The sequence below is a fragment of the Streptomyces sp. cg35 genome (assembly GCF_050410835.1).
Lineage (GTDB): Bacteria > Actinomycetota > Actinomycetes > Streptomycetales > Streptomycetaceae > Streptomyces.
The window spans coordinates 1,369,541-1,391,180 of sequence record NZ_CP191268.1; the positions used below are offsets into that span (position 1 = coordinate 1,369,541).

Below are 21,640 nucleotides of genomic sequence, written 5' to 3' on the forward strand. Positions count from 1 at the left end.
GGTGGGTCAGTGTGCGGGGGCCGGGGCGCGGAAGCGGCGGCGGTACTCCGCCGGGGGCGTGCCCAGGGTCTTGAGGAAGGCGCGGCGCATCGCCTCGGGGGTGCCGTAGCCACTGGCCCGGGAGATCTCCTCGACGCCGTCGGTGGTGTCCTCCAGCAGACGGCGCGCGTGCTCGACACGGACGCGTTCCACGTATCTGCCGGGGGTGAGGCCCGTCTCCGCCTGGAAGGCGCGGGCGAAGTGGCGCGGGGACAGGCGGGCGCGGGCCGCCATCGACTCCACCGTCAGATCGTCGTCGGGGTGCTCGGTGACCCACTGCTGGAGCTCGCGCAGCGGCTCGCGGCGGGCCGTCTGGGCCGCGAGCTGGGCACTGAACTGGGCCTGGTTCCCCGGGCGTCGCAGGAAGACGACGAGGTGGCGGGCGATCGTCAGGGCGGTGTCCCTGCCGTGGTCCTCCTCCACGAGCGCGAGGGCCAGGTCGATGCCCGCGGTGACGCCGGCGGACGTCGCCACGTTCCCGTCGCGTACGTAGATGGGGTCCGGGTCGACGTCGATCGCCGGGTGGTCACGGGCGAGCCGCTCGCAGTACGCCCAGTGGGTGGTGGCCCGGCGGCCGTCGAGGAGGCCCGCCCGCGCGAGGAGGATCGCGCCCGTGCAGACCGAGACGATCCGCGGGGCGTGCGGGGCGTGCGTCCGCAGCCAGTCGATCAGGCGCGGGTCGGGGCGGCGCGTGCCCTGGCCGCCCGGGACCAGCACGGTGTGCGGGGCCGGGGCGTCCGCGAGGGCGTGGTCCGGGACCAGGGTCAGGCCGCTCGACGTACGGACCGGTGCGCCGTCGGGCGAGGCCGTGCGGACCCGGTACGCGCCGGTGGCGGAGCCCGCGGCGAGCGCGGCGCCGGCGAAGACCTCGACGGGGCCGGTGACATCGAGGCTCTGGACGCCGTCGAAGAGGAGGACCAGGACGGTGCGGGGCGACATGTCCCTCATTGTTCGGGGGCATCGCGCATGGCTGCAATGACGAGCAGCCCACCTTTCCTGCCATGGCCGCCTCCCCTGCCTCCCTGCGCGTACCAACCGGTCGGTAACGTGTCGGCATGACCGCTGACCCGCGCCCGCGCGCCGCCCGCCACTGTCACAACGTCCTCAACCCGTTCCACTCGACCCACTACTTCTCGCCCGACCTGGGCAAGGAACTGGCCGCGGTGGGTGTGACGGACCGCAGCGCCGCCTACTTCGCCGCCCGGTCCGCGGCCCTGGGGGCGGTCGGCGCCGGTACGGTGACCGCCGCCTTCTACAACTTCAAGCACGACCTCGTGGCCCGGCACGTGCCCGCGGTGTGGCGGACCGCCTCCCCCGAGACGGTCCTCGCGGCCCGCCTGCGCGCCGTCGACGCGACGCTGCGCCGCCTCCTGGGCGAGGACGTGCTCGCCTCCCCCGAGATGGCCGAGGCCGCAGAGCTGGCGCTGCGCGCCACACAGGCGTGCACGCGACACGCCCGCCCCCTGTACGCGGCCCACGCCGACCTGCCCGTCCCCGAGGCGCCGCACCTGGCGTACTGGCACGCGGCGACGCTGCTGCGCGAGCACCGCGGCGACGGGCACCTCGCCGCGCTGCTCGCCGCCGAACTCGACCCGGTGGAGGCGCTGGTCAGCCATGTCGCGACCGGCAAGGGCATGGCCCCGAAGTGGCTGCTCGCCACGCGCGGCTGGTCCAGGGACGAGTTCGACCGGGCCGCCGAGCGGCTGCGCGCGCGGGGACTGCTCACCGCGGACGAGGAGTTGACGCTGACCGAGGAGGGCGCGGGCCTGCGCGCCGCGATCGAGGAGCGCACCGACGTGCTCGACCGGGCGCCCTACGACCACCTCGGGGACGCGGGCGTGGCCCGGCTGACCGAGCTGGCCACGGGGTTCATCGGGACAGCGTTCGGCAACGGGGCGTTCCCCGCGGATCTCATCGGCAAGGCCGCCTGAGGCATGAGCACGGCGCTGCGCGGTACCCGGCGCTCCTGACGGATCCGGCCACCCCGGCCGGACAACGAGAGGAGCGCCTCCCATGTTCCGTGCCATCGCCGATGTCCTGCGTCAGACCGGCGGGGCCGTCGCCACCGTGGTGACGCTGCCGTTCCGCGCGCTCGGCCGCCTCTTCGGCGGCGCCTCCCGTTCGGGCCACCGCACGCACCACGTGTGAGCAGGTCGGCGCCCTGATCCTCCGTTGTCGGCGCCACCTGCCACAATTGCCGCGCAACCTCAGTCGACATAGGCGGTACGGGATCGTGGCGACACCCACTGTTGGGTCCATCGAAGGCAGGATTGCCGAGGAACTCGGCGTACGGGAGCGGCAGGTGAAGGCCGCCGTCGAGCTGCTGGACGGCGGCTCGACGGTGCCCTTCATCGCCCGCTACCGCAAGGAGGCGACGGAGTCCCTGGACGACGCCCAGCTGCGCACCCTGGAGGAGCGGCTGCGGTACCTGCGCGAGCTGGAGGAGCGGCGCACCGCCGTCCTGGACTCGGTGCGCGAGCAGGGCAAGCTGACCGAGGAGTTGGCGGCGCAGATCCGCGCCGCCGACACCAAGGCGCGCCTGGAGGACATCTACCTGCCGTTCAAGCCGAAGCGGCGCACGAAGGCGCAGATCGCGCGCGAGGCGGGCCTCGAACCGCTGGCGGAGGGCCTGCTCGGCGACCCGTCGGTGGACCCGCTCGCCGCCGCGGCCGCGTTCGTGGACGCCGACAAGGGCGTCGCCGATCCGCAGGCCGCGCTGGACGGAGCCCGCGCGATCCTCACCGAGCGCTTCTCGGAGGACGCCGACCTGATCGGTGAGCTGCGTGAGCGCATGTGGGTGCGCGGGCGCCTCGCCGCGAAGGTGAAGTCCGGCAAGGAGGAGGCGGGCGCCAAGTTCGCCGACTACTTCGACTTCGCGGAGCCCTTCAAGGAGCTGCCCTCGCACCGCATCCTGGCGATGCTGCGCGGCGAGAAGGAGGACGTGCTGGAGCTCGTCCTGGAGCCCGAGGAGCCGGTCGAGGACGGCCCCAGCTCGTACGAGCCGATCGTCGCCGACCGGTTCGGCATCCGCAATCAGGGGCGTCCGGGTGACAAGTGGCTGCAGGACACGGTCCGTTGGGCCTGGCGCACGCGCATGCTGGTGCACCTCGGCATCGACCTGCGGCTGCGGCTCCGTACGGCCGCCGAGGACGAGGCGGTCAAGGTCTTCGCGGCGAACCTGCGGGACCTGCTGCTCGCGGCGCCCGCGGGCACGCGCGCGACGCTGGGCCTGGACCCCGGCTTCCGTACGGGCGTGAAGGTCGCGGTGGTCGACGGGACGGGCAAGGTCGTGGCGACCGATGTCATCCACCCGCACGTGCCGGCCAACCGCTGGGACGAGGCGATCGCCAAGCTGGCGAAGCTCTCCAAGGAGCACGCGGTCGACCTGATCGCGATCGGGAACGGCACGGCGTCGCGCGAGACCGACAAGCTCGCGGGTGAACTGATCACCAAGCACCCGGAGTTGAAGCTCACCAAGGTGATGGTCTCCGAGGCGGGCGCCTCGGTGTACTCGGCGTCGGCGTTCGCCTCGCAGGAACTGCCGGACATGGACGTGTCGCTGCGCGGCGCCGTCTCCATCGCCCGTCGGCTGCAGGACCCGCTCGCCGAACTGGTCAAGATCGACCCGAAGTCGATCGGTGTCGGCCAGTACCAGCACGACCTGAGCGAGGTGAAGCTCTCGCGCTCCCTGGACGCCGTGGTCGAGGACTGTGTGAACGGCGTGGGCGTGGACGTGAACACCGCGTCGGCCCCGCTGCTCGCCCGGGTCTCCGGCATCGGCGCCGGGCTCGCGGAGAACATCGTGGCGCACCGCGACGCCAACGGCCCGTTCAGCAATCGCAAGGGCCTCAAGGACGTCGCCCGGCTCGGCCCGAAGGCGTACGAGCAGTGCGCGGGCTTCCTGCGCATCCGGGGCGGCGACGACCCGCTGGACGCGTCGTCGGTGCACCCGGAGGCCTATCCGGTGGTGCGGCGGATGGCGAAGTCGACCGGTGGCGAGGTCGGTTCGCTGATCGGCGACACGGGCACGCTGCGCTCGCTGAAGCCCGGTGACTATGTGGACACGACGTTCGGTCTGCCGACCGTGACGGACATCCTGAAGGAACTGGAGAAGCCGGGGCGCGACCCGCGGCCCGCCTTCAAGACGGCCACCTTCAAGGAGGGCGTGGAGAAGATCTCCGATCTGGAGCCGGGGATGATCCTGGAGGGTGTCGTGACGAACGTCGCGGCCTTCGGGGCGTTCATCGACATCGGTGTGCACCAGGACGGGCTCGCGCACGTCTCGGCCCTGTCCCGTACGTTCGTGAAGGACCCGCGCGACGTCGTGAAGCCCGGGGACATCGTGAAGGTCAAGGTGCTTGAGGTCGACGTGGCGCGCAAGCGGATCTCGCTGACGCTGCGCCTCGACGACGAGAAGCCCTCGGGCGGGAGCGGAGGGCGGGGAGAGCGGGGCGGCGATCGTCGTCCGCCGCAGCAGAAGTCCCGGCAGGGCGGTGGCCGTGGCGGGGCCGGCGGTGGCTCCGGTGGTGGCCGCGGCGGCTCCGGTGGTGGCGGCAAGGGGCGGCCCGCGGCCGCGCCGGCCAACTCCGCGATGGCCGACGCGCTGCGCAAGGCAGGGCTGGCCTAGGTGCCGTAGGGGGTGATGGGCGTGGGGAACCGGCGGCCGGTTCATGGCCGGTCGCGCAGTTCCCCGCGCCCCTCGGCGGCGCTCCCGCTCAGCCCTCCGTGATCTTGCCGTCGGCCACCAGCAGCCGCCGGTCGGTCCGCACCGCGTCGAGCATCCGCCGGTCGTGCGTGACCAGCAGCAGCGTGCCCTCGTACGACGCGAGGGCCGACTCCAGCTGTTCGATCGCCGGCAGGTCGAGGTGGTTGGTCGGCTCGTCCAGGACCAGGAGGTTGACGCCCCTGCCCTGAAGGAGGGCGAGCGCGGCGCGGGTGCGTTCGCCGGGCGAGAGGGTCGCCGCAGCGCGCAGGACGTGGTCCGCCTTCAGGCCGAACTTGGCGAGCAGGGTGCGGACCTCGGCCGGTTCGGTGTCGGGGACGGCCTCGCAGAACGCGTCGAGCAGGGTCTGCGGACCGTGGAACAGGGCGCGGGCCTGGTCGACCTCACCGACCACGACGCCGGAGCCGAGCGTCGCGTGCCCCGAGTCGAGCGGGATCCGGCCGAGCAGAGCGCCGAGCAGCGTCGACTTGCCGGAGCCGTTCGCACCGGTGATCGCGACCCGGTCCGCCCAGTCGATCTGGAGCGTGACCGGCCCGAAACGGAAGTCGCCGCGACGGAGTTCGGCGTCCCTGAGCGAGGCGACCACCGCGCCCGAGCGGGGCGCGGAGGCGATCTCCATGCGCAGCTCCCACTCCTTGCGGGGCTCCTCGACGACATCGAGCCGTTCGATCATGCGCTGGGTCTGGCGGGCCTTGGCGGCCTGCTTCTCGCTGGACTCGCTGCGGAACTTGCGGCCGAGCTTGTCGTTGTCCGTGGCCTTGCGCCGGGCGTTCTTGACGCCCTTGTCCATCCAGGACCGCTGCATCTGGGCGCGGCCTTCGAGCGCGGAGCGCTTGTCCGCGTACTCCTCGTACTCCTCGCGGGCGTGCCGCCGGGCGACCTCGCGCTCCTCCAGGTAGGCGTCGTAGCCTCCTCCGTAGAGGTTGATCTGCTGCTGGGCCAGGTCGAGTTCGAGGACCTTGGTCACCGTGCGGGTGAGGAACTCGCGGTCGTGGCTGACGACGACGGTGCCCGCGCGCAGCCCGCGGACGAACGTCTCCAGGCGCTCCAGACCGTCCAGGTCGAGGTCGTTGGTCGGCTCGTCCAGGAGGAAGACGTCGTAGCGGGACAGGAGGAGCGAGGCGAGCCCCGCGCGGGCCGCCTGGCCGCCGGAGAGCGAGGTCATCGTCTGGTCGAGGCCGATCTGGAGGCCCAGTTGCGCGGCCACCTCGTCGGCCCGCTCGTCGAGGTCGGCGCCGCCGAGGTTCAGCCACCGCTCCAGGCTCGTCGCGTACGCGTCGTCGGCGCCCGGAGCCTCGTCGACGAGGGCCTGGGTGGCCTCGTCCATGAGGCGCTGGGCCTCGTCGACGCCGGTGCGGCGGGCGAGGAACTGGCGGACGGTCTCGCCGGGCCTGCGGTCCGGCTCCTGCGGGAGGTGGCCCACGGTCGCGGTCGGCGGGGAGAGCCGCAGCTCGCCCTCCTCCGGGGTGGTGAGTCCGGCGAGGAGCCGCAGGAGGGTGGACTTCCCGGCGCCGTTGGCGCCGACGAGTCCGATCACGTCGCCGGGCGCGACGACGAGGTCGAGCCCGGCGAACAGGGCACGGTCCCCGTGTCCCGCGGCGAGGTTCTTGGCTACGAGGGTGGCAGTCATCAGGGGGTCGATCCTAATCGGGGCACAGGGATCGGCCCGGTCCGGGCGGTCAGCGCGCCATCGGCGCCACCAGCACGCTCCCGGTGGTGCGGGCCACGAGGAAGGACTCTCCCTTGGTGGCCCTGCCGTCGAGCGGGATCCGGTGCCGTCCGGGGCCGAGCACCTCGTCGAAGACGTCGTGGGTGCGGGGGCGGTACAGACGGTCCAGACGGTACGAGACGAGCTGCACCCGGCAGGTGGAGGTGACCTCGATGCCCGCCTCCCCGTCGGCGGCGACGAGCCGGGTGAGGCGGCGCTGTTCCTGCGGGCTGCGGTCGAGCGCGGCCTCGATCTGGGCGACGAGCAGCGGGATGATCGGCGCGAGTCCCTCGACGTACGCCGGGTCGGCGCCCGCCTGCTCGAACTGGCGCCGCACCGCGGCGCGCCGGTCCTCGTCGACGGCGCGGCCGAAGGCGACGGCCCCGTAGGTGCGCAGCTCCTCGGCCGATACGCCGGACGCGTCCTGGGTGATCTCGGCGCCGATGCCGATGCTGCGCAGGGCGGCGGCGAGCTTGGCGAGGACCGCGACGCGGGCGCCGATGAGCAGCACGCGGCGGCGCGGGGCGGTCCCGGCCGCTCCGCCGAGCAGGCGGCCCAGGGCGGCGCGGTACGCGGTGCCCTCGAAGCGGAACGGGCCGATGCCGTGGTAGCCGTTGAGCTCCAGGTCGGCGTGCTCGTCGGTCTGCCAGGCGAAGTCGCGCCACACGTAGTCGTCGCTGCCGTCGCCGGCGCGCTCGATCACCGCGGTGACGGCGCCGCATTCCAGCCCCTCGCACTCGGGACAGCCGTATATGACGTAGCGGCCGTGGGCGAGGGGCGCCTCGGCCTCCAGGAGCAGGCTTCGGACGTGGTCGGTGAAGATGGCGGGCGGGATGTCGGCGGCCAGCGGGGAGACGGCGTCGAGGTCGGAAAGCTGGAACAGCAGCGGACGCCCGTCGACGATGAAGTCCACGAAGTCCCGGTGGACTTGGACGTCACCGTTGGCGAGAACTCCCCCGGCACGCATCGCCGGTGCCAGTCCGAAGGTCGCGTACTCGGCAGACATAAGGTGAGTATCCCCACCTGGCACCCGATGTGAGCACGGCATGACACATTCCGCTACGGTCCGGGCGTGGACAGTGAGGCGAGCGGCGAAGTGATCGTGGTCGGCGGCGGGGTCATCGGGCTGGCCACCGCCCTGGTTCTGACGTGGCGCGGCCACCGGGTGCGCATGTGGTCGCGGGACCCGGCGCAGCGCACCACCTCGGCCGTCGCGGGCGCCCTGTGGTGGCCGTACCGGATCGACCCCGTCGAGCGGGTGGGTCCGTGGTCGGTGCGCTCGCTGCGCCGGTACGAGGAGTGGGCGGGGCGCGCGGCGGAGACCGGCGTACGCATGGTCGAGGGGGTACACGCGGGCACCCGGCTGGACGGGCTCGGTGCGTGGGCGGGCGAGGTGGCGGGGCTGCGCGACACCGACCGGGGTCTCGCGGCGCGGCTGCCGCTGATCGACATGCCGGCGCATCTGGCGTGGCTGCACGGGGAGTTGACGGCGACAGGGGTGCCGGTCGAGCGGCGCTCGGTGACATCCTTGACGCAGGCGACGGCCGCGGCGCCGGTCGTGGTGAACTGCACGGGTCTGGGCGCCCGGGACGTGGTGCCGGACCCGGCGGTGCGGCCGGTGCGCGGGCAGTTGGTGGTCGTGGAGAACCCCGGGGTCCGCACCTGGTTCACGGCCGCCGATCCGGCTTCGGACGCGACGACGTACTTCTTCCCGCAGCCGGGCGGGCTGCTGCTGGGCGGTACCGCGGAGGAGGACGCGTGGTCCCTGGAACCGGACCCGGCGGTGGCGGACGCGATCGTGGCGCGGTGCGCGGCGGTGCGTCCGGAGATCGCGGGGGCGCGGGTGCTCGGGCATCGGGTGGGGCTGCGTCCGGCGCGTCCCGCGGTGCGCATCGAGCGTGAAGTGACCCCGTCCGGGCGGGTGTTGGTGCACAACTACGGGCACGGGGGTGCCGGGGTGACGGTGGCGTGGGGGTGTGCGGAGGAGGCGGCCCGGCTGGTCGAGGGCGCTGACGGCTGACGGCCGGGGCCGGACGAGCCGGCGTCGACGGGGGCACGGTCAGCCGCCTGCCGTGCCCCCGTCCGCGCGGACTCAGTGCTTGCCGATCGGATCGCCCTCCGTCTCCGGCCCGTCGCCCGGACCGATGCGGATCTCGAACTCGCCGCCGTACTGCTCGTGTCCGGCGACCACGGCCGCTTCCACCACCTCGTTGCCCATGTCGCCGCGGACGATGAGCGGGTCCCGGCGCAGATCGCGCATGAGGGCCACGCACATGCCGATCATCACCAGGGTGAAGGGCGCCGCCACGAGGATCGTGAGGTTCTGCAGGCCGGTGAGCGCGTTGCCGGAGCCGTTGCCGATGAGGAGCATGACGGCCGCCACCGCGCCGGTGACCACGCCCCAGAAGATGACGACGAACCGGCCGGGTTCGAGCGCCCCCTTCTGCGACAGGGTGCCCATGACGATCGAGGCCGCGTCGGCGCCGGACACGAAGAAGATGCCGACGAGGATCATGACCAGCAGGCTCGACGCCGTGGCGATCGGGAACTCGTGCAGCACACCGAAGAGTTGGGCCTCCGGAGTGTCGGCGCCGCCGAGCTGCCCGTGCTCCTTCATCTTCATCGCCGTACCGCCGAAGATCGCGAACCAGATGAGGCTCACGGTGGACGGGACGAGGATGACGCCGCCGACGAACTGACGGATCGTGCGGCCGCGGCTGATGCGCGCGATGAACATGCCGACGAAGGGCGTCCAGGAGATCCACCACGCCCAGTAGAAGACCGTCCAGCTGCCGAGCCAGTCGGCGACGCCCTTGCCGCTGGAGGCCTCGGTGCGGCCGATGAGCTGCGGCAGGTCACCGAGGTAGGCGCCGATGGACGTGGGGAGGAGGTCCAGGACGATGATCGTGGGGCCCGCGACGAAGACGAAGACCGCCAGGATGAGCGCGAGGACCATGTTGATGTTCGACAGCCACTGGATGCCCTTCTCCACCCCGGAGACGGCGGAGGCGACGAACGCGACGGTGAGGACGGCGATGATCGAGACGAGCAGCGCCGTGCTCGCCTTGTCCATCCAGTTCAGGACCTCGAAGCCGGAGCCGATCTGCAGCGCGCCCAGACCGAGCGAGGCCGCGGAGCCGAAGAGCGTGGCGAAGATCGCGAGGATGTCGATGACCCTGCCCCACGCCCCGTGCGCGTGCTTCTCGCCGATGAGCGGGACGAAGACGGAGGAGATGGTCTGCCGCCTGCGGCGCCGGAACGTGCTGTACGCGATGGCGAGTCCGACCACCGCGTAGATCGCCCACGGGTGCAGGGTCCAGTGGAACAGGGTCGTCGCCATGGCCGTCTCCATGGCGTCGGCGGCATCGGCCGGGTCGGTGCCCGGCGGGGGCGTCGAGAAGTGCGCGAGGGGTTCGCTCACGCCGTAGAACATGAGGCCGATGCCCATGCCGGCGCTGAACATCATGGCGACCCAGGAGACCGTGCGGAACTCCGGTTCCTCGCCCTCCTTGCCGAGGGTGATCTTCCCGTAGCGGCTGACGGCCAGCCACAGCGCGAAGACCACGAAGCCGGTGGCGGCCAGCATGAAGGCCCAACCGCCGTTGTGCATCAGCCCGTTGAGGGCACTGGTGGAGACGCTCTCCAGGTTGTCGGTGGCGACGGAGCCCCAGACCACGAAGGCCAGGGTGAGCACGGCGGTGACGCCGAACACGATCCGGTCGGTGGAAGGGCTCCGGCCGCCTGTCGCGCCCTCTTCGGCGAGGGGCGCGTCGCTGGGTGGTTCCTGAGGGTTTGTCACCCTTGAGGACCTACCACATACGACGCGCCCCACACGTCCGACACTCGATCAACAGCTGCTGTCGGGCGCCCCTTCCGTCAAGTGGTAGGGCGCACGTGCGTCGAGCAGCAGTGCCACCAGGGCCCGTTCGGACTGCCGGAGCGGCACATAGGCTCCCTTGCCCGTTTTCCGGACGGTGATGCCGTGCAGCGCCAGTTCGTCCTTGAACTCGCCGTACTGGGCGGCGGTGAGCCGGTAGCCGCAGGGCGGGTCCTGGATGATCTCGGCGGGCTCGGCCGGGTCGTTGTCGGCGCCGCCGACGTAGACCGGTCCGGTGTCGCGGAAGCCGGCGACGCGGGCGGCGCCCGTCGCCGCCTCGATCCGGCCGGCCCGCTCCCCGGTGAAGCGGAACAGGCCTCGGAGCGCCGCGAGTTGGGAGTCGCGGCGGCGTCGGTTGTTCAGCGCAGGGTCGGCCTCCTCGGCGGGCGTCCCGGGGTCGACGCGGCTCTCGATGAGCAGGCCGACGGCGTGCTTGACGCCGGAGACGTTGCGCAGGATGCGCTCCTGCCCGTCGCCCGCGGTCTGCTTGATCGGGTCGCCGGTGACCGGGTCGGTCCAGATGCCGTACGTGCCCGTGGAGTGCCCGGCGGCGTTCGCGGCCGGGCGGACGTAGTCCAGGGACAGGGTCTCGGCCTCGTCGTGGACCGCGCTGTCGGTGTTGAGATTGCGCGGCCACAGGTCGAAGAGGGCCTTGTCGTAGTACTGGGGCGTGGCCCCGTACTCGTGGAGGTCGTAGATGACGTCGGGCCTTCGGTCGCGGATGACGGCCGCCATCGCGCGCGCCTCCGCCGTTTGCAGGGCGATGTGGTCGCGGTTGATGTCGACGCCGTCGGAGTTGCCGCGGGTGTCGGCGGCGCGGCCGTCGGGGTTGGCGGTCGGCACGACCAGCAGGGTCGTGCGGGCCAGGAAGGTTCGCGTGGCCCGGTCCTTGGCGTACGCGAGGTCGCGGATCGTGGTGAGGCAGGCCTCGCGGCCGGACGGTTCGTCGCCGTGCTGGCTGCAGATGAGCAGCACGGTGTTCGCGGTGCGGTGCTCGCCGATGCGGACGAGTTGCAGCGGTCGACCCTGTTTCGTCGTGCCGATGCGGGAGACGGTGACCCGGTCGGACGCCTTGTCGACGGTGGCGAGGAGGCGCTGCTCCTCGGCCTGGCCGGTCCAGCGGGCGCCGTTCGTCTGCTCGAAGCCGGTGCGGGGAGCGGTGGAGGTGGCCTGGGCGGGGGCGCTCGCCACCAGGGGCGCGGCGAGCGCCGCCGCGGCGGTGGCGAGGCCGAGGGCCCGCGTGCGGGGTTTCATCGGTTGCTGCCTCCCGGGACGGGGCGGTCCTGGCGGAACGTGGTCAGGCCGTCGGCCGCGGTCGAGTGGGGGGTGGCGTGGTGGGATCCGGCGGTGGCCGCGGCGAAGGCGGCCGCGCCGCCGACGACGGGGACGCGGGCCACGGTGCGGGACAGGTCGAGCGTGAGGGCCGGCCTGGTCGACGGAGGGTCGATGAGGTCCTTGTCCGTTCCGGCGACGATCAGGGCGAGCCGGTGGCCCCCCGGCACGACGTGGTCGCTCGACGCGAGCGAGAGCGTGACGGTGTAGGGCTTGCCGGGGGTGAGGGGGCGGCCCTTGTCCGGGTTCGCGTAGGTGCCGAGGTCGGCCCAACCACGGCTGAAGATCGTGGAGTTGACGTCGGCGGTGGCGGTCGCGGTGTTCTTGAAGCAGGAGCTGTCACCGGTGGTGCTCGGGCCCCAGCAGCTGCGCTCGGTGAGCGTCGTGATGCCTTCGCCGGCGCCCGCGTAGTCGCGGATCGTGGCCGGGCCGAGGTCGACGAGGACGGCGCTGAGGTGCGCGCTCGCCGTGGTCGGGGTCGCGGTGACGGTGACCTTGGAGGAGCCGGACAGCCGCAGGTCCTTGCCGAGCGGGCGGCTGATGAACCCTGTCTTGCCGGGTGTCGACGTGTCGATCTGCGCGGCCCAGTCGGTCTCGCTCAGGGCCGGGTCGTCGGTGAACGTCTCGGTGCCGCGGCCCGGGGTGAGGCCGAGGGTGCCGACGCCCGCGGCGGCGCCCTTGCCGGGACGCAGCGCGGTGGTCGCGGTCGTGCTCGGGGGCCAGGCCCGGTCGGTGGTCCAGTGGTCCGGCGTGCGCTCGATGTCGGCCATCGGCTCACGGTCGATGCCGTTGTCGTAGCCGAGGAGTTCGTGGTCGAACCAGCGGTGCAGGGTGTCGACCCAGGCGCCGCGGCGGAAGTCGAAGGGGTCGACGTGTCCGGTCTGCGCCAGCCAGATCTTGCGCTCGACACCGTTCTTCGCGAGGGCGTCCCACCACTGGCCGAAGTGCTTGGCCCGGACGTTCAGGTCCTGCATGCCGTGCACGACGAAGACGCTGGCCTTCACCTTGTGCGCGTCCTTGACGTAGTCGCGCTCCTGCCACAGCGAGGTCCAGTCGCCGCTGCGGGGCGCTTCGTCGACAAGTCGCTTCTGCACGGCGGCGCAGCGGGTGCGGGCCTCCGGGCTCTCGACGTAGTCGGAGAGCCACTCGGGTCCGGAGTCGTAGAGCGGGGCGCCCTGCTGGAAGTAGTAGTCGTACCAGGAGGAGATCCCGCCGATCGGGACGATGGTCTTCAGGCCCTCGACCCCGGTGGCGGCCACGCCGTTGGCGATGGTGCCGTCGTAGCTCTTGCCGATCATGCCGGTGCGGCCGTTGGTCCAGGAAGCCTGGGCGCGGTCGGTGCCGGCGCGGGTGGTGTAGCCCTTGGCGCGTCCGTTCAGCCAGTCGACGACGGCCTTGGCGGACTGGATGTCGGAGCGGCCGCCGACGTCGACGCAGCCGTCGGAGCGGTTGGTCCCGGCGAGGTCGACGGCGACGAAGGCGTAGCCGCGGGGCACGAAGTAGTTGTCGTAGTAGAGCGGCATCTGGACGACATTGCCGTGCGCGTCGTACGTCTTGAGCTGGCTCTCGTTGCCGCGCCCGCAGCAGGAGTAGTACGGGCTGGCGTCCATGATCACGGGTATCTTGCGGCCCTGCGCGGCGGGTTCGCGCGGGCGGACGATGTCGACGGCGACCCGGTCCGTCTTTCCGTCGTCGTCCCCGTCGACACGGGTGTCGACCCAGACGGACTCGCGGATCGCGTTCTCGTAGGAGTAGACGGGCTGCGACGCGCGGGAGGCGGGTGCCGCCTGTGCGGCGCCGGGTACGACGAGAACGGCGAGCAGGGCGGCGGTGGCCGCGGCTGCGAACGTTCTCCAGAGGCGGTGGGTGCGTCGGGCAGGTATCGGCATGGCGCGGAAGGTACACGGGTCAACTCCTGTGCGACAGAGGGCCGAACGCGCCGATGACAGGCGCTTGGGGCAGGAAGGCACATGTCGGCCGAATGGCGATCGTGTGACAGCTGCGGCCATGGACACGACCGGGGCACGAGGTGCTGAATAGGCTCGCGGACGAGATCAATCCTCGGCCTGTCCCTACGACTTGGAGTTTTCGTGTACCGCAGACTCATCGCCCCTGGCGCGCTGGCGGCCTCCCTCCTGCTGGCGATCCCGGCATCGGCCGCCGACTTCGAGCCCGGGGCCTCGGGCATCGGCGACCCCTACTACCCGATGTACGGGAACGGCGGCTACGACGTCTCCCACTACGACCTGCGTCTGAAGTACCAGCCGAAGACGGACCTGCTGGAGGGCACGGCGACGATCCTCGCCTCCTCCACGCAGGACCTGTCGCGGTTCAACCTCGACCTCGGGCTCACCGCGAGCGAGGTCAGGGTGAACGGCAGGAAAGCCGCGTTCACCAAGTCCGATGTGCAGGAGCTGGAGGTGACGCCCGCGGCCGGGCTGCCCAAGGGCACCCCCTTCACGGTCGTCGTGAAGTACGCGGGCAAGCCGTCCGAGGTGAAGCTGTGGGGATTCACGTCCTGGCAGCGCACCCCGGACGGCGGCGTCGCCGCCAACGAGCCCGAGGCGGCGGCCTGGTGGTTCCCGTCGAACGACCATCCGCGCGACAAGGCGACGTACGACGTGTCGGTCTCCGTGCCGGACGGCACCCAGGCGATCTCCAACGGCACGCTGCAGTCGCAGAGTTCGAAGCTGGGCTGGACCCGCTTCAACTGGCGCTCCAGCCACCCGCAGGCCACGTACCTGGCGACGCTGGCGGTCGGCAGGTTCGACATCACGACCGACACGACCGCGGACGGCCTGCCGGTCGTCAACGCCTACAGCAAGGACCTCGGCGCGAACGAGGGCGCGGCCAAGGCGAGCGTGGAGCGCACGACCGAGGTCGCGGAATGGCTGGAGTCGGTCTTCGGGAAGTACCCCTTCGAGGCGCTCGGCGGGTACGTCCCCAACGTGCCGTCGTCGTTCGCGCTGGAGACGCAGACGCGTCCCTTCTACTCGCCGAAGCAGTTCGCGAGCGGCTCGAACGTGTCGGTGGTCGTCCATGAGCTGGCGCACCAGTGGTACGGCGACAGCGTCTCCGTCGACAACTGGAAGGACATCTGGATCAACGAGGGCTTCGCCCGCTACAGCCAGTGGCTGTGGTCGGAGAAGGAGGGCGAGGGCACGGCCCAGGAGCTCGCGGACTACGTGTACGCGCAGCACCCGGCGGACGACGCGTTCTGGACCGTCAAGCCGGGTGACCCGGGTGCGGAGAACCAGTTCGACGCGGCCGTGTACGACCGGGGCGCCGTCGCGATCCAGGCGCTGCGCAACGCGGTCGGCGAGAAGAAGTTCTTCAAGATCCTGAAGGGCTGGCCGACGGCTCACGCGTACGGCAACGCGTCCGTCTCCGACTTCGTGTCGTACGCGGAGAAGGTCTCGGGCAAGCCGTTGGCGTCCTTGTTCGACACGTGGCTCTACCAGCCGTCGAAGCCGGCGGCTCCTGCCGCCCGCGCCGCGGCGGCGCCGCACCAGCCCAAGTCGTGGAAGCAGATCGCTGCCACGAACGGGGTGCACGGGGAGCACTGACCCGTCTGCCGTCGGCCGTCGTGCGGTGGGTGCACGTTGCGTCGTGGCCGGTCGCGCAGTTCCCCACGCCCCTGAAGGCTGCGGCTTCGCCGCTCGCCTTCATCGATGGAGATCGCGCACGAAGTGCGCATCTCCAGGGGCGCGGGGAACTGCGCGAGGACGGACCACCGGCCCGCAGTCGGCGACGCGACCGCTCACGGCAGACGAGCAGCCGCCCGCGCCCGCTGGGCAAAGGGAAGAAACCGGCACCGCTCCGGCAGGCGCGGCACGACGGACCGGACGACGGCGCCGAGCAGACGCAGGCGGCGCTCCTGCCCGGCCGTCCACCGGAGGTGAAGGGCCTCGCGCGCCTCGGGCGGGAGCAGCCCGATCGACAGGAACCGGAGCACGCGCGTGAGGACGGGGCGCAGGAGGGGCCACAGCACCCTCAGGACGCCTCGGCCCGGCGGGGCCGGAATCGCCCGGTCCCGCGCGATCAGCTCGTCGACCACCGCGTTTTGCCCGATCTCCTCGGCCAGCACCGTGCGGTAGTACGGCCAGAACTCCGCCGTCGTCTGCGGCATGTCCCGGTCGTGGATGCCGAGGATCCGCCCGACCATCAGCCACTCCGCGTAGAACCGCTCGTCCTCGTCGGGTGTGAAGGGGCGGGCGAAGTAGCGGCGCGCGTAGCGGGCGACGGGGTAGCCGGTGGCGTGGACCCACGCGTAGTACGCGGGGGTCAGCGCGTGGTAGCGCCGGCCGTGCGGGTCCGTGCCCTGGATCGTGCGGTGCAGGCGGCGCAGCCTGCGGCCCTCCTCGACGGCCTCCTCGCCTCCGTAGACCCACATCAGGACCGAGGTGAGCGAGCGCCGGCCCCGGCCCCACGGATCGGTCCGGAACACCGAGTGGTCGTCGACCCCGGCACCGACGGCCGGGTGCGCGACCTGGAGGACGAACGCGGCGGGCAGCGCGAGCAGCGAGCGGACGTCACCCGCGGTGTCCCAGAGGATCCCGCCGGGCGGGGGCGGTGCCGGGTCCGGGTCGTGCTGTTTCATGCCGCTTCCCTTGGGGCGCGCGGGGCCGATGGTGCCTGTCGACCCAGTATGCGCCGCCCGCGCGGCCGGTACGCACCCCCGGCGCGGCCCGGTCTAGAGCTCGCCGCCGTAGCGTTTGGCCAGGTCCGAGGCGAGTTCGGCGACGCAGGTGCACAGGTCGGTGACCGCGGCGGTGTGCTCGGCGTCGGCCGGGGTGCTGTGGGTCGGGACGACCTGGGCCCGCAGCCGCACGGGCGGCGCCGGTGGCGCCGGGGCCTCCGGGCCGGGCCGCAGCCTCACGGAGGTGACGAGCGCCGTCGCCAACGCGGCCGCGAAAACGGCCAGTTGACCCGTCTTGAAGTGAACGTCCCACGGAACCAGGGCCATGCCTGAGTCCTACCCGCACGGCCCACCGCCGCAACGCGCCCGCTCAGCCGTCGTGCCCGTACACCGCGACCGGTATCCCCCGGGCCACGATCCGCTCGGCGATCAGCGGCTCTACCTGCCCTTGCCCAACGGCACGGTGGCGTCACCCCGGACATACGTGATCTCCGACATGACGCCACCGTAGGGGCCGGCACCGACAACGGCGGGTGGGCTAGTCGCCCTTGGTCGCGCCCGCGTTCTGCTGCGCCGCCCGCTGTTCGATGCCGCGGCGGGCGCGGAACCAGCCGGCGACCAGGAGCACCGCGACGAGCGGGATCAGGCAGAGCGTCTTGCGGCCGGTCTCCGCGTCGTTCCACATGAGGCCGAGGACCAGCAGCAGGAAGACGATCGTGACGATCTCGGTGACCGGGGACCAGGGCAGGCGGAACTTCGGCCGCTCGACCAGGCCCTGCTTGGCCCGGCGGACGAACGCCAGGTGCGCGACCATGATCATGACCCAGGTGCCGATGATGCCGATCGAGGAGATCTCGATGACGATCTCGAACGCGTCGTGCGGCAGCAGGTAGTTCAGGCCGACACCGAGGACGCCGACACCGGCGGTCAGCAGGATGCCGCCGTAGGGCACCTGGCTGCGGTTCATCCGGGCGGTGAACTTCGGCGCGGAGCCGGACATCGCCATGGAACGCAGGATGCGGCCGGTGGAGTACAGCCCGGAGTTGAGCGACGACATGGCGGCGGTCAGCACGACCAGGTTCACGATGTCGCCGATGCCGCCGACGCCCAGCTTCGAGAACAGGGTGACGAACGGGCTCTCGCCGTCCTTGTACACGGACGACGGCAGCAGCAGGGCGAGCAGCAGCACCGAGCCGCAGTAGAAGAGGCCGACGCGCCACATGATCGAGTTCACGGCGCGCGGGACGATCTTGTGCGGCTCGGCCGTCTCGCCGGCCGCGACGCCCACCAGTTCCAGGGCCGCGTACGCGAAGACGACGCCCTGCATCACGAGGATGACCGACATGGTGCCGCTGGGCATCCAGCCGCCGTTGTCCGTGATCATGTGCAGGCCCGGTGTGTGGCCGTCGACCGGGTGCTGCGTGGCGACCAGGAAGATGCCCACGAACAGGAAGGCGACGAGCGTCGCCACCTTGATGATCGCGAACCAGAACTCCATCTCGCCGAAGTACTTCACGGAGATGAGGTTCACGCCGAGCACGACCGCGAGGGCTATCAGCGCCAGCACCCACTGCGGAATGCTGGTGAAGGCGCTCCAGTACTGGGTGTAGAGCGCGATCGCCGTGATGTCGGCGATGCCGGTCATCGACCAGTTCAGGAAGTACATCCAACCGGCGACATAGGCGCCCTTCTCGCCGAGGAACTCGCGCGCGTACGACACGAACGAGCCGGACGAGGGCCGGTACACGACCATCTCACCCAGGGCGCGTACGACCAGGTACGCGAAGACTCCGCAGACGAGGTACGCGAAGACGAGGGCGGGGCCCGCCGAGTGGAGGCGGCCACCGGCCCCGAGGAAGAGTCCGGTACCGATCGCGCCGCCGATCGCGATCATGTTGACGTGGCGGCTCTTGAGGTCCTTGCTGTAACCGGCGTCGCCCGCGTCGGCGGGCGCCTGGGCGGCATCCGTGGGGGATGCGTCCAGGGCCGTGGTGACGGCGTCCTTGCTCACGTGGGGGTGTCCACTCTGTGGTGCCCGGAGACGCGCAGGTCACCGGGGTCCGGATGTGCTCCGGTCCGCGACACCCCTGACAGTGCGCGGACCGACTGTGCACCTTCCCCCAGAGATCACCGGGCACGCGGTGGCGGAGATCACATAGCGGTTCTTCTCACATGACGGGATCGCTCTGTACAGGACGCCCGGTCAGGCGTATAAGGCGCCGAGTTGGGCCGGGCGGGACACTTTCACAACATCGGTGTGTCAGCAATACTGTTGAACCTGATTGACAGCTGCACGTACGTGTACGAGAGCGACCCGCGAGGCGGACATGACGACGGACATCGAGGACGCCGAGGCGGCGTCGGCCCCCACGCTGACCGTCGACGAGCTGGCCGCGCGCGCGGGCGTCACGGTCCGCACGATCCGCTTCTACAGCACGCGCGGGCTGCTGCCGCCGCCGGTGATCGGTCCGCGCCGGGTCGGGCACTACGGGCAGGACCATCTGTCGCGGCTCGCGCTGATCGAGGAGCTGCAGCACCAGGGCATGACCCTCGCCGCGATCGAGCGGTACCTGGAGCAGCTGCCGCCCGACCTGAGCGCGCACGATCTGGCCATCCACCGGGCGCTGGTGGCGACCTGGGCGCCGGACGCCGCGGAGGACATGACGCGCGGCGAGCTGGAGCGCCGGGCGGGCCGCGCCCTGTCCGGCACGGATGTGGACCGGCTGTCGGCCATGGGCGTCGTCGCCTACACGGAGGACGCGGACACGTACCGCGTGGATGTCGGTCTGCTGCGGCTCGGCGTGCAGCTGCTCGACGTACCGATCGCGCACGAGACGATCCTGGCCGCGCGCACCGTCCTGATGGAGCACACCCGCCAGGCGGCGCACGAGTTGTCGCGGCTGTTCCGCGACGAGGTGTGGGGGCCCTACCGGGAGCGCGAGTCGGATCCGGAGCATCTCGCGGCGATGAAGTCGCTCTCGGCCCATATGCAGCCGATGGTGGTGCAGGCGCTGGTGACGGCGTTCCAGCGGTCGTTGAAGGAGGAGCTGCGGGAGGCGTTCCGCGCCGAGGGCTGACCGCCTCGGGTGGGAACGCCTCCCGCCGTGTCCGGCGTCAGTCGGTGAAGGTCTCGCCCTTCTCGGCCTTCTCCACCAGCAGCGCGGGCGGCAGGAACCGGTCGCCGTAGCGCTCGGCCAGCTCCTGTGCCCGGGCGACGAATCCGGTGAGGCCGCCCTCGTAGCCGTTGATGTACTGGAGGACGCCGCCGGTCCAGCCGGGGAAGCCGATGCCGAAGACGGAGCCGATGTTGGCGTCGGCGACGGACGTCAGGACGCCCTCCTCCACGAGCCGCACCGTGTCGAGCGCTTCCGAGAAGAGCATGCGCTCCTGCATGTCCTTGAACGGGATCTCGCTGCCGGGCTTGGTGAAGTGCTCGCGCAGGCCCGGCCAGAGCCCGGCGCGCTTGCCGTCCTCGCCGTACTCGTAGAAGCCCGCGCCGCCGCTGCGGCCGGTGCGCCCGAACTCGTCGACCATGCGGTCGATGACGCCCTCGGCCGGGTGCGGGGCCCAGGTGCCGCCCGCCTCGACGATCGCGGCCTTCGTCTCGTTGCGGATCTTGCGGGGCAGGGTGAGGGTCAGCTCGTCCATCAGGGAGAGCACCTTCGCCGGGTAGCCGGCCTGGCCCGCCGCCTGCTCCACCGACGCGGGCTCGATGCCCTCGCCGACCATGGCGACGCCCTCGTTGATGAAGTGGCCGATGACGCGCGAGGTGAAGAAGCCGCGCGAGTCGTTGACGACGATCGGCGTCTTGTTGATCTGCCGTACGAGGTCGAAGGCGCGGGCCAGGGCCTCGTCACCGGTGCGCTCGCCTTTGATGATCTCGACGAGCGGCATCTTGTCGACGGGCGAGAAGAAGTGCAGACCGATGAAGTCGGCCTGCCGCTCGACGCCTTCGGCGAGGACGCTGATCGGCAGCGTGGACGTGTTGGAGCACAGCAGCGCGTCGGGGGCGACGACGTGCTGGATCTCCTGGAACACCTTGTGCTTCAGCGAGGGGTCCTCGAAGACGGCCTCGATGACGGCGTCGCAGCCGGCCAGGGCCTGCGGGTCGGCGGTGGGCGTGATGCGGGCGAGCAGCGCGTCCGCCTTCTCCTGGGTGGTGCGGCCCCGCGAGACGGCCTTGGCGCACAGCTTCTCGGAGTAGCCCTTGCCCTTGACCGCGGCCTCGGCGGACACGTCCTTGAGGACGACGTCGATGCCCGCGCGGGCGCACGAGTAGGCGATGCCGGCGCCCATCATGCCGGCGCCGAGCACGGCGACCTTGCGGACCTTGCGGGGCTCGATGCCCTTGGGGCGGTTGGCGCCCGAGTTGACGGCCTGGAGGTCGAAGAAGAACGCCTGGATCATGTTCTTCGCGGTCTGGCCGGTGACCAGCTCGGTGAAGTAGCGGGCCTCGATGGTCAGGGCCGTCGCGAAGTCGACCTGGGAGCCCTCGACGGCGGCCGCGAGGATGTTGCGCGGGGCCGGGTAGGGGGCGCCGTTCAGCTGCTTCTTGAGGTTGGCCGGGAAGGCCGGGAGGTTCGCGGCGAACTTCGGGTTGGCCGGGGTGCCGCCGGGGATGCGGTATCCGGGCTTGTCCCAGGGCTGCTGCGACTCGGGGTTCGCGTCGATGAAGGCACGGGCCTTCTCGATCATCTCCTCGCGGGTGGCGGCCACTTCGTGGATCAGGCCGTTCTCCAGGGCGCGCTTCGGGGCGTACTGGGTGCCCTGGAGGAGGACCTTGAGGAGGGCGTCGGCGATGCCCATGAGGCGGACGGTGCGGGTGACGCCGCCGCCGGCCGGGAGCAGGCCGAGCGTGACCTCGGGCAGGCCGATCTTGGAGCCGGGGGCGTCGAGTGCGACGCGGTGGTGGCTCGCGAGGGCGATCTCGTAACCGCCGCCCAGGGCCGCGCCGTTGATGGCGGCCACGACCGGCTTGCCGAGCGTCTCGATGCGGCGCAGCGAGTTCTTGATGCCGGTGCCGGTCTCGAAGACGGCCTGGGCGTCCTCGGGCCCGGCCTTCATCATGTCCTTCAGGTCGCCGCCCGCGAAGAAGGTCTTCTTGGCGGAGGTGTAGATGATGCCCCGGATCGAGTCGCGCTCGGCCTCGGCGCGGTCGGCGATCGCGGCGATGGAGTCCTTGAACGCCTGGTTCATGGTGTTCGCGGACTGGTTCGGGTCGTCCAGGACGAGCGTGACGATGCCGGTGTCGTCCTGTTCCCAGCGGATGGTCGTGCTTGCGGTCATGTCGGTCTCCGTGAAGTCAGGTGCGGGGAGGTTGGC

At 71.5% G+C, this 21,640-nt stretch carries 16 protein-coding genes; 6 read left to right on the forward strand and 10 right to left on the reverse strand.

Annotated features, from left to right (window positions below; genetic code table 11):
* Positions 1-6: 6 nt before the first annotated feature.
* The gene (locus ACQUQD_RS06665; RefSeq protein ID WP_428951017.1) at positions 7-978 is read right to left on the reverse strand and encodes a GlxA family transcriptional regulator; all 972 of its coding nucleotides are present in this window, start codon (positions 976-978) and stop codon (positions 7-9) included.
* A 116-nt stretch (positions 979-1,094) separates the two neighbouring features.
* Between ACQUQD_RS06665 and ACQUQD_RS06670 the strand changes: the two genes are divergently transcribed.
* From ACQUQD_RS06670 to ACQUQD_RS06680, 3 genes are all read left to right on the forward strand, one after another.
* Positions 1,095-1,970 carry an SCO6745 family protein gene (locus ACQUQD_RS06670; RefSeq protein ID WP_428951018.1) on the forward strand — a complete coding sequence of 292 codons (876 nt, stop codon included), beginning with the start codon at positions 1,095-1,097 and terminating at the stop codon, positions 1,968-1,970.
* Positions 1,971-2,052: 82 nt separating this feature from the next.
* A complete protein-coding gene (locus ACQUQD_RS06675) occupies positions 2,053-2,187 on the forward strand; it encodes an LPFR motif small protein (protein ID WP_428951019.1) in 135 nt (44 codons plus the stop codon).
* Between the two features lie 85 nt (positions 2,188-2,272).
* Positions 2,273-4,666 (forward strand): Tex family protein, encoded by a 2,394-nt coding sequence (locus ACQUQD_RS06680; protein ID WP_428951020.1) that lies wholly within the window; start codon positions 2,273-2,275, stop codon positions 4,664-4,666.
* Positions 4,667-4,754: 88 nt separating this feature from the next.
* Here ACQUQD_RS06680 and abc-f read toward each other — a convergent pair whose 3' ends face one another.
* Both abc-f and ACQUQD_RS06690 read right to left on the reverse strand, forming a co-directional pair.
* Positions 4,755-6,392 carry a ribosomal protection-like ABC-F family protein gene (gene abc-f / locus ACQUQD_RS06685; RefSeq protein ID WP_428951021.1) on the reverse strand — a complete coding sequence of 546 codons (1,638 nt, stop codon included), beginning with the start codon at positions 6,390-6,392 and terminating at the stop codon, positions 4,755-4,757.
* Between the two features lie 49 nt (positions 6,393-6,441).
* Positions 6,442-7,476 (reverse strand): oxidoreductase, encoded by a 1,035-nt coding sequence (locus tag ACQUQD_RS06690; protein WP_428951022.1) that lies wholly within the window; start codon positions 7,474-7,476, stop codon positions 6,442-6,444.
* Positions 7,477-7,542: 66 nt separating this feature from the next.
* On the opposite strand from ACQUQD_RS06690, the gene ACQUQD_RS06695 reads away from it, so the two are divergent.
* On the forward strand, positions 7,543-8,490 hold the full coding sequence (locus tag ACQUQD_RS06695) for an FAD-dependent oxidoreductase (protein WP_428951023.1): 948 nt from the start codon (positions 7,543-7,545) through the stop codon (positions 8,488-8,490).
* Positions 8,491-8,562: 72 nt separating this feature from the next.
* Here the strand turns inward: ACQUQD_RS06695 and ACQUQD_RS06700 are convergent, their stop codons facing one another.
* The 3 genes from ACQUQD_RS06700 to ACQUQD_RS06710 all read right to left on the reverse strand — a co-directional run bounded on the left by ACQUQD_RS06700 (position 8,563) and on the right by ACQUQD_RS06710 (position 13,568).
* Positions 8,563-10,182 carry a BCCT family transporter gene (locus tag ACQUQD_RS06700; protein ID WP_428957471.1) on the reverse strand — a complete coding sequence of 540 codons (1,620 nt, stop codon included), beginning with the start codon at positions 10,180-10,182 and terminating at the stop codon, positions 8,563-8,565.
* A gap of 135 nt (positions 10,183-10,317) precedes the next feature.
* Positions 10,318-11,601, reverse strand: a complete 1,284-nt coding sequence (locus ACQUQD_RS06705) for a M14 family metallopeptidase (RefSeq protein ID WP_428951024.1) — start codon at positions 11,599-11,601, stop codon at positions 10,318-10,320.
* The gene (locus ACQUQD_RS06710) at positions 11,598-13,568 is read right to left on the reverse strand and encodes a Xaa-Pro dipeptidyl-peptidase (protein ID WP_428951025.1); all 1,971 of its coding nucleotides are present in this window, start codon (positions 13,566-13,568) and stop codon (positions 11,598-11,600) included. The genes ACQUQD_RS06705 and ACQUQD_RS06710 overlap by 4 nt, the downstream gene beginning before the upstream one ends.
* Before the next feature lie 201 nt (positions 13,569-13,769).
* On the opposite strand from ACQUQD_RS06710, the gene ACQUQD_RS06715 reads away from it, so the two are divergent.
* Entirely contained in the window at positions 13,770-15,245 is a 1,476-nt protein-coding gene (locus ACQUQD_RS06715) for a M1 family metallopeptidase (protein WP_428951026.1), read from the forward strand.
* A gap of 194 nt (positions 15,246-15,439) precedes the next feature.
* Here the strand turns inward: ACQUQD_RS06715 and ACQUQD_RS06720 are convergent, their stop codons facing one another.
* The 3 genes from ACQUQD_RS06720 to ACQUQD_RS06730 form a co-directional block, all read right to left on the reverse strand.
* A complete protein-coding gene (locus ACQUQD_RS06720) occupies positions 15,440-16,279 on the reverse strand; it encodes an oxygenase MpaB family protein (RefSeq protein WP_428951027.1) in 840 nt (279 codons plus the stop codon).
* A 93-nt stretch (positions 16,280-16,372) separates the two neighbouring features.
* Entirely contained in the window at positions 16,373-16,645 is a 273-nt protein-coding gene (locus ACQUQD_RS06725) for a hypothetical protein (RefSeq protein ID WP_428951028.1), read from the reverse strand.
* A 211-nt stretch (positions 16,646-16,856) separates the two neighbouring features.
* Complete coding sequence (locus ACQUQD_RS06730; RefSeq protein ID WP_428951029.1) at positions 16,857-18,329, reverse strand: amino acid permease; 1,473 nt, start codon at positions 18,327-18,329, stop codon at positions 16,857-16,859.
* 316 nt (positions 18,330-18,645) lie between these two features.
* On the opposite strand from ACQUQD_RS06730, the gene ACQUQD_RS06735 reads away from it, so the two are divergent.
* Positions 18,646-19,395 (forward strand): MerR family transcriptional regulator, encoded by a 750-nt coding sequence (locus ACQUQD_RS06735; protein WP_428951030.1) that lies wholly within the window; start codon positions 18,646-18,648, stop codon positions 19,393-19,395.
* Between the two features lie 37 nt (positions 19,396-19,432).
* Here ACQUQD_RS06735 and ACQUQD_RS06740 read toward each other — a convergent pair whose 3' ends face one another.
* Entirely contained in the window at positions 19,433-21,604 is a 2,172-nt protein-coding gene (locus tag ACQUQD_RS06740; RefSeq protein WP_428951031.1) for a 3-hydroxyacyl-CoA dehydrogenase NAD-binding domain-containing protein, read from the reverse strand.
* Positions 21,605-21,640: the final 36 nt, after the last annotated feature.

Excerpts from the sequence above, each read along its gene's own strand:
- ACQUQD_RS06665 (WP_428951017.1), bottom strand. The coding sequence starts at position 978 with ATGTCGCCCCGCACCGTCCTGGTCCTCCTCTTCGACGGCGTCCAGAGC.
- ACQUQD_RS06670 (WP_428951018.1), top strand. The coding sequence starts at position 1,095 with ATGACCGCTGACCCGCGCCCGCGCGCCGCCCGCCACTGTCACAACGTC.
- ACQUQD_RS06675 (WP_428951019.1), top strand. The coding sequence starts at position 2,053 with ATGTTCCGTGCCATCGCCGATGTCCTGCGTCAGACCGGCGGGGCCGTC.
- abc-f (WP_428951021.1), bottom strand. The coding sequence starts at position 6,392 with ATGACTGCCACCCTCGTAGCCAAGAACCTCGCCGCGGGACACGGGGAC.
- ACQUQD_RS06690 (WP_428951022.1), bottom strand. The coding sequence starts at position 7,476 with ATGTCTGCCGAGTACGCGACCTTCGGACTGGCACCGGCGATGCGTGCC.
- ACQUQD_RS06705 (WP_428951024.1), bottom strand. The coding sequence starts at position 11,601 with ATGAAACCCCGCACGCGGGCCCTCGGCCTCGCCACCGCCGCGGCGGCG.
- ACQUQD_RS06710 (WP_428951025.1), bottom strand. The coding sequence starts at position 13,568 with ATGCCGATACCTGCCCGACGCACCCACCGCCTCTGGAGAACGTTCGCA.
- ACQUQD_RS06720 (WP_428951027.1), bottom strand. The coding sequence starts at position 16,279 with ATGAAACAGCACGACCCGGACCCGGCACCGCCCCCGCCCGGCGGGATC.
- ACQUQD_RS06725 (WP_428951028.1), bottom strand. The coding sequence starts at position 16,645 with ATGGCCCTGGTTCCGTGGGACGTTCACTTCAAGACGGGTCAACTGGCC.
- ACQUQD_RS06735 (WP_428951030.1), top strand. The coding sequence starts at position 18,646 with ATGACGACGGACATCGAGGACGCCGAGGCGGCGTCGGCCCCCACGCTG.
- ACQUQD_RS06740 (WP_428951031.1), bottom strand. The coding sequence starts at position 21,604 with ATGACCGCAAGCACGACCATCCGCTGGGAACAGGACGACACCGGCATC.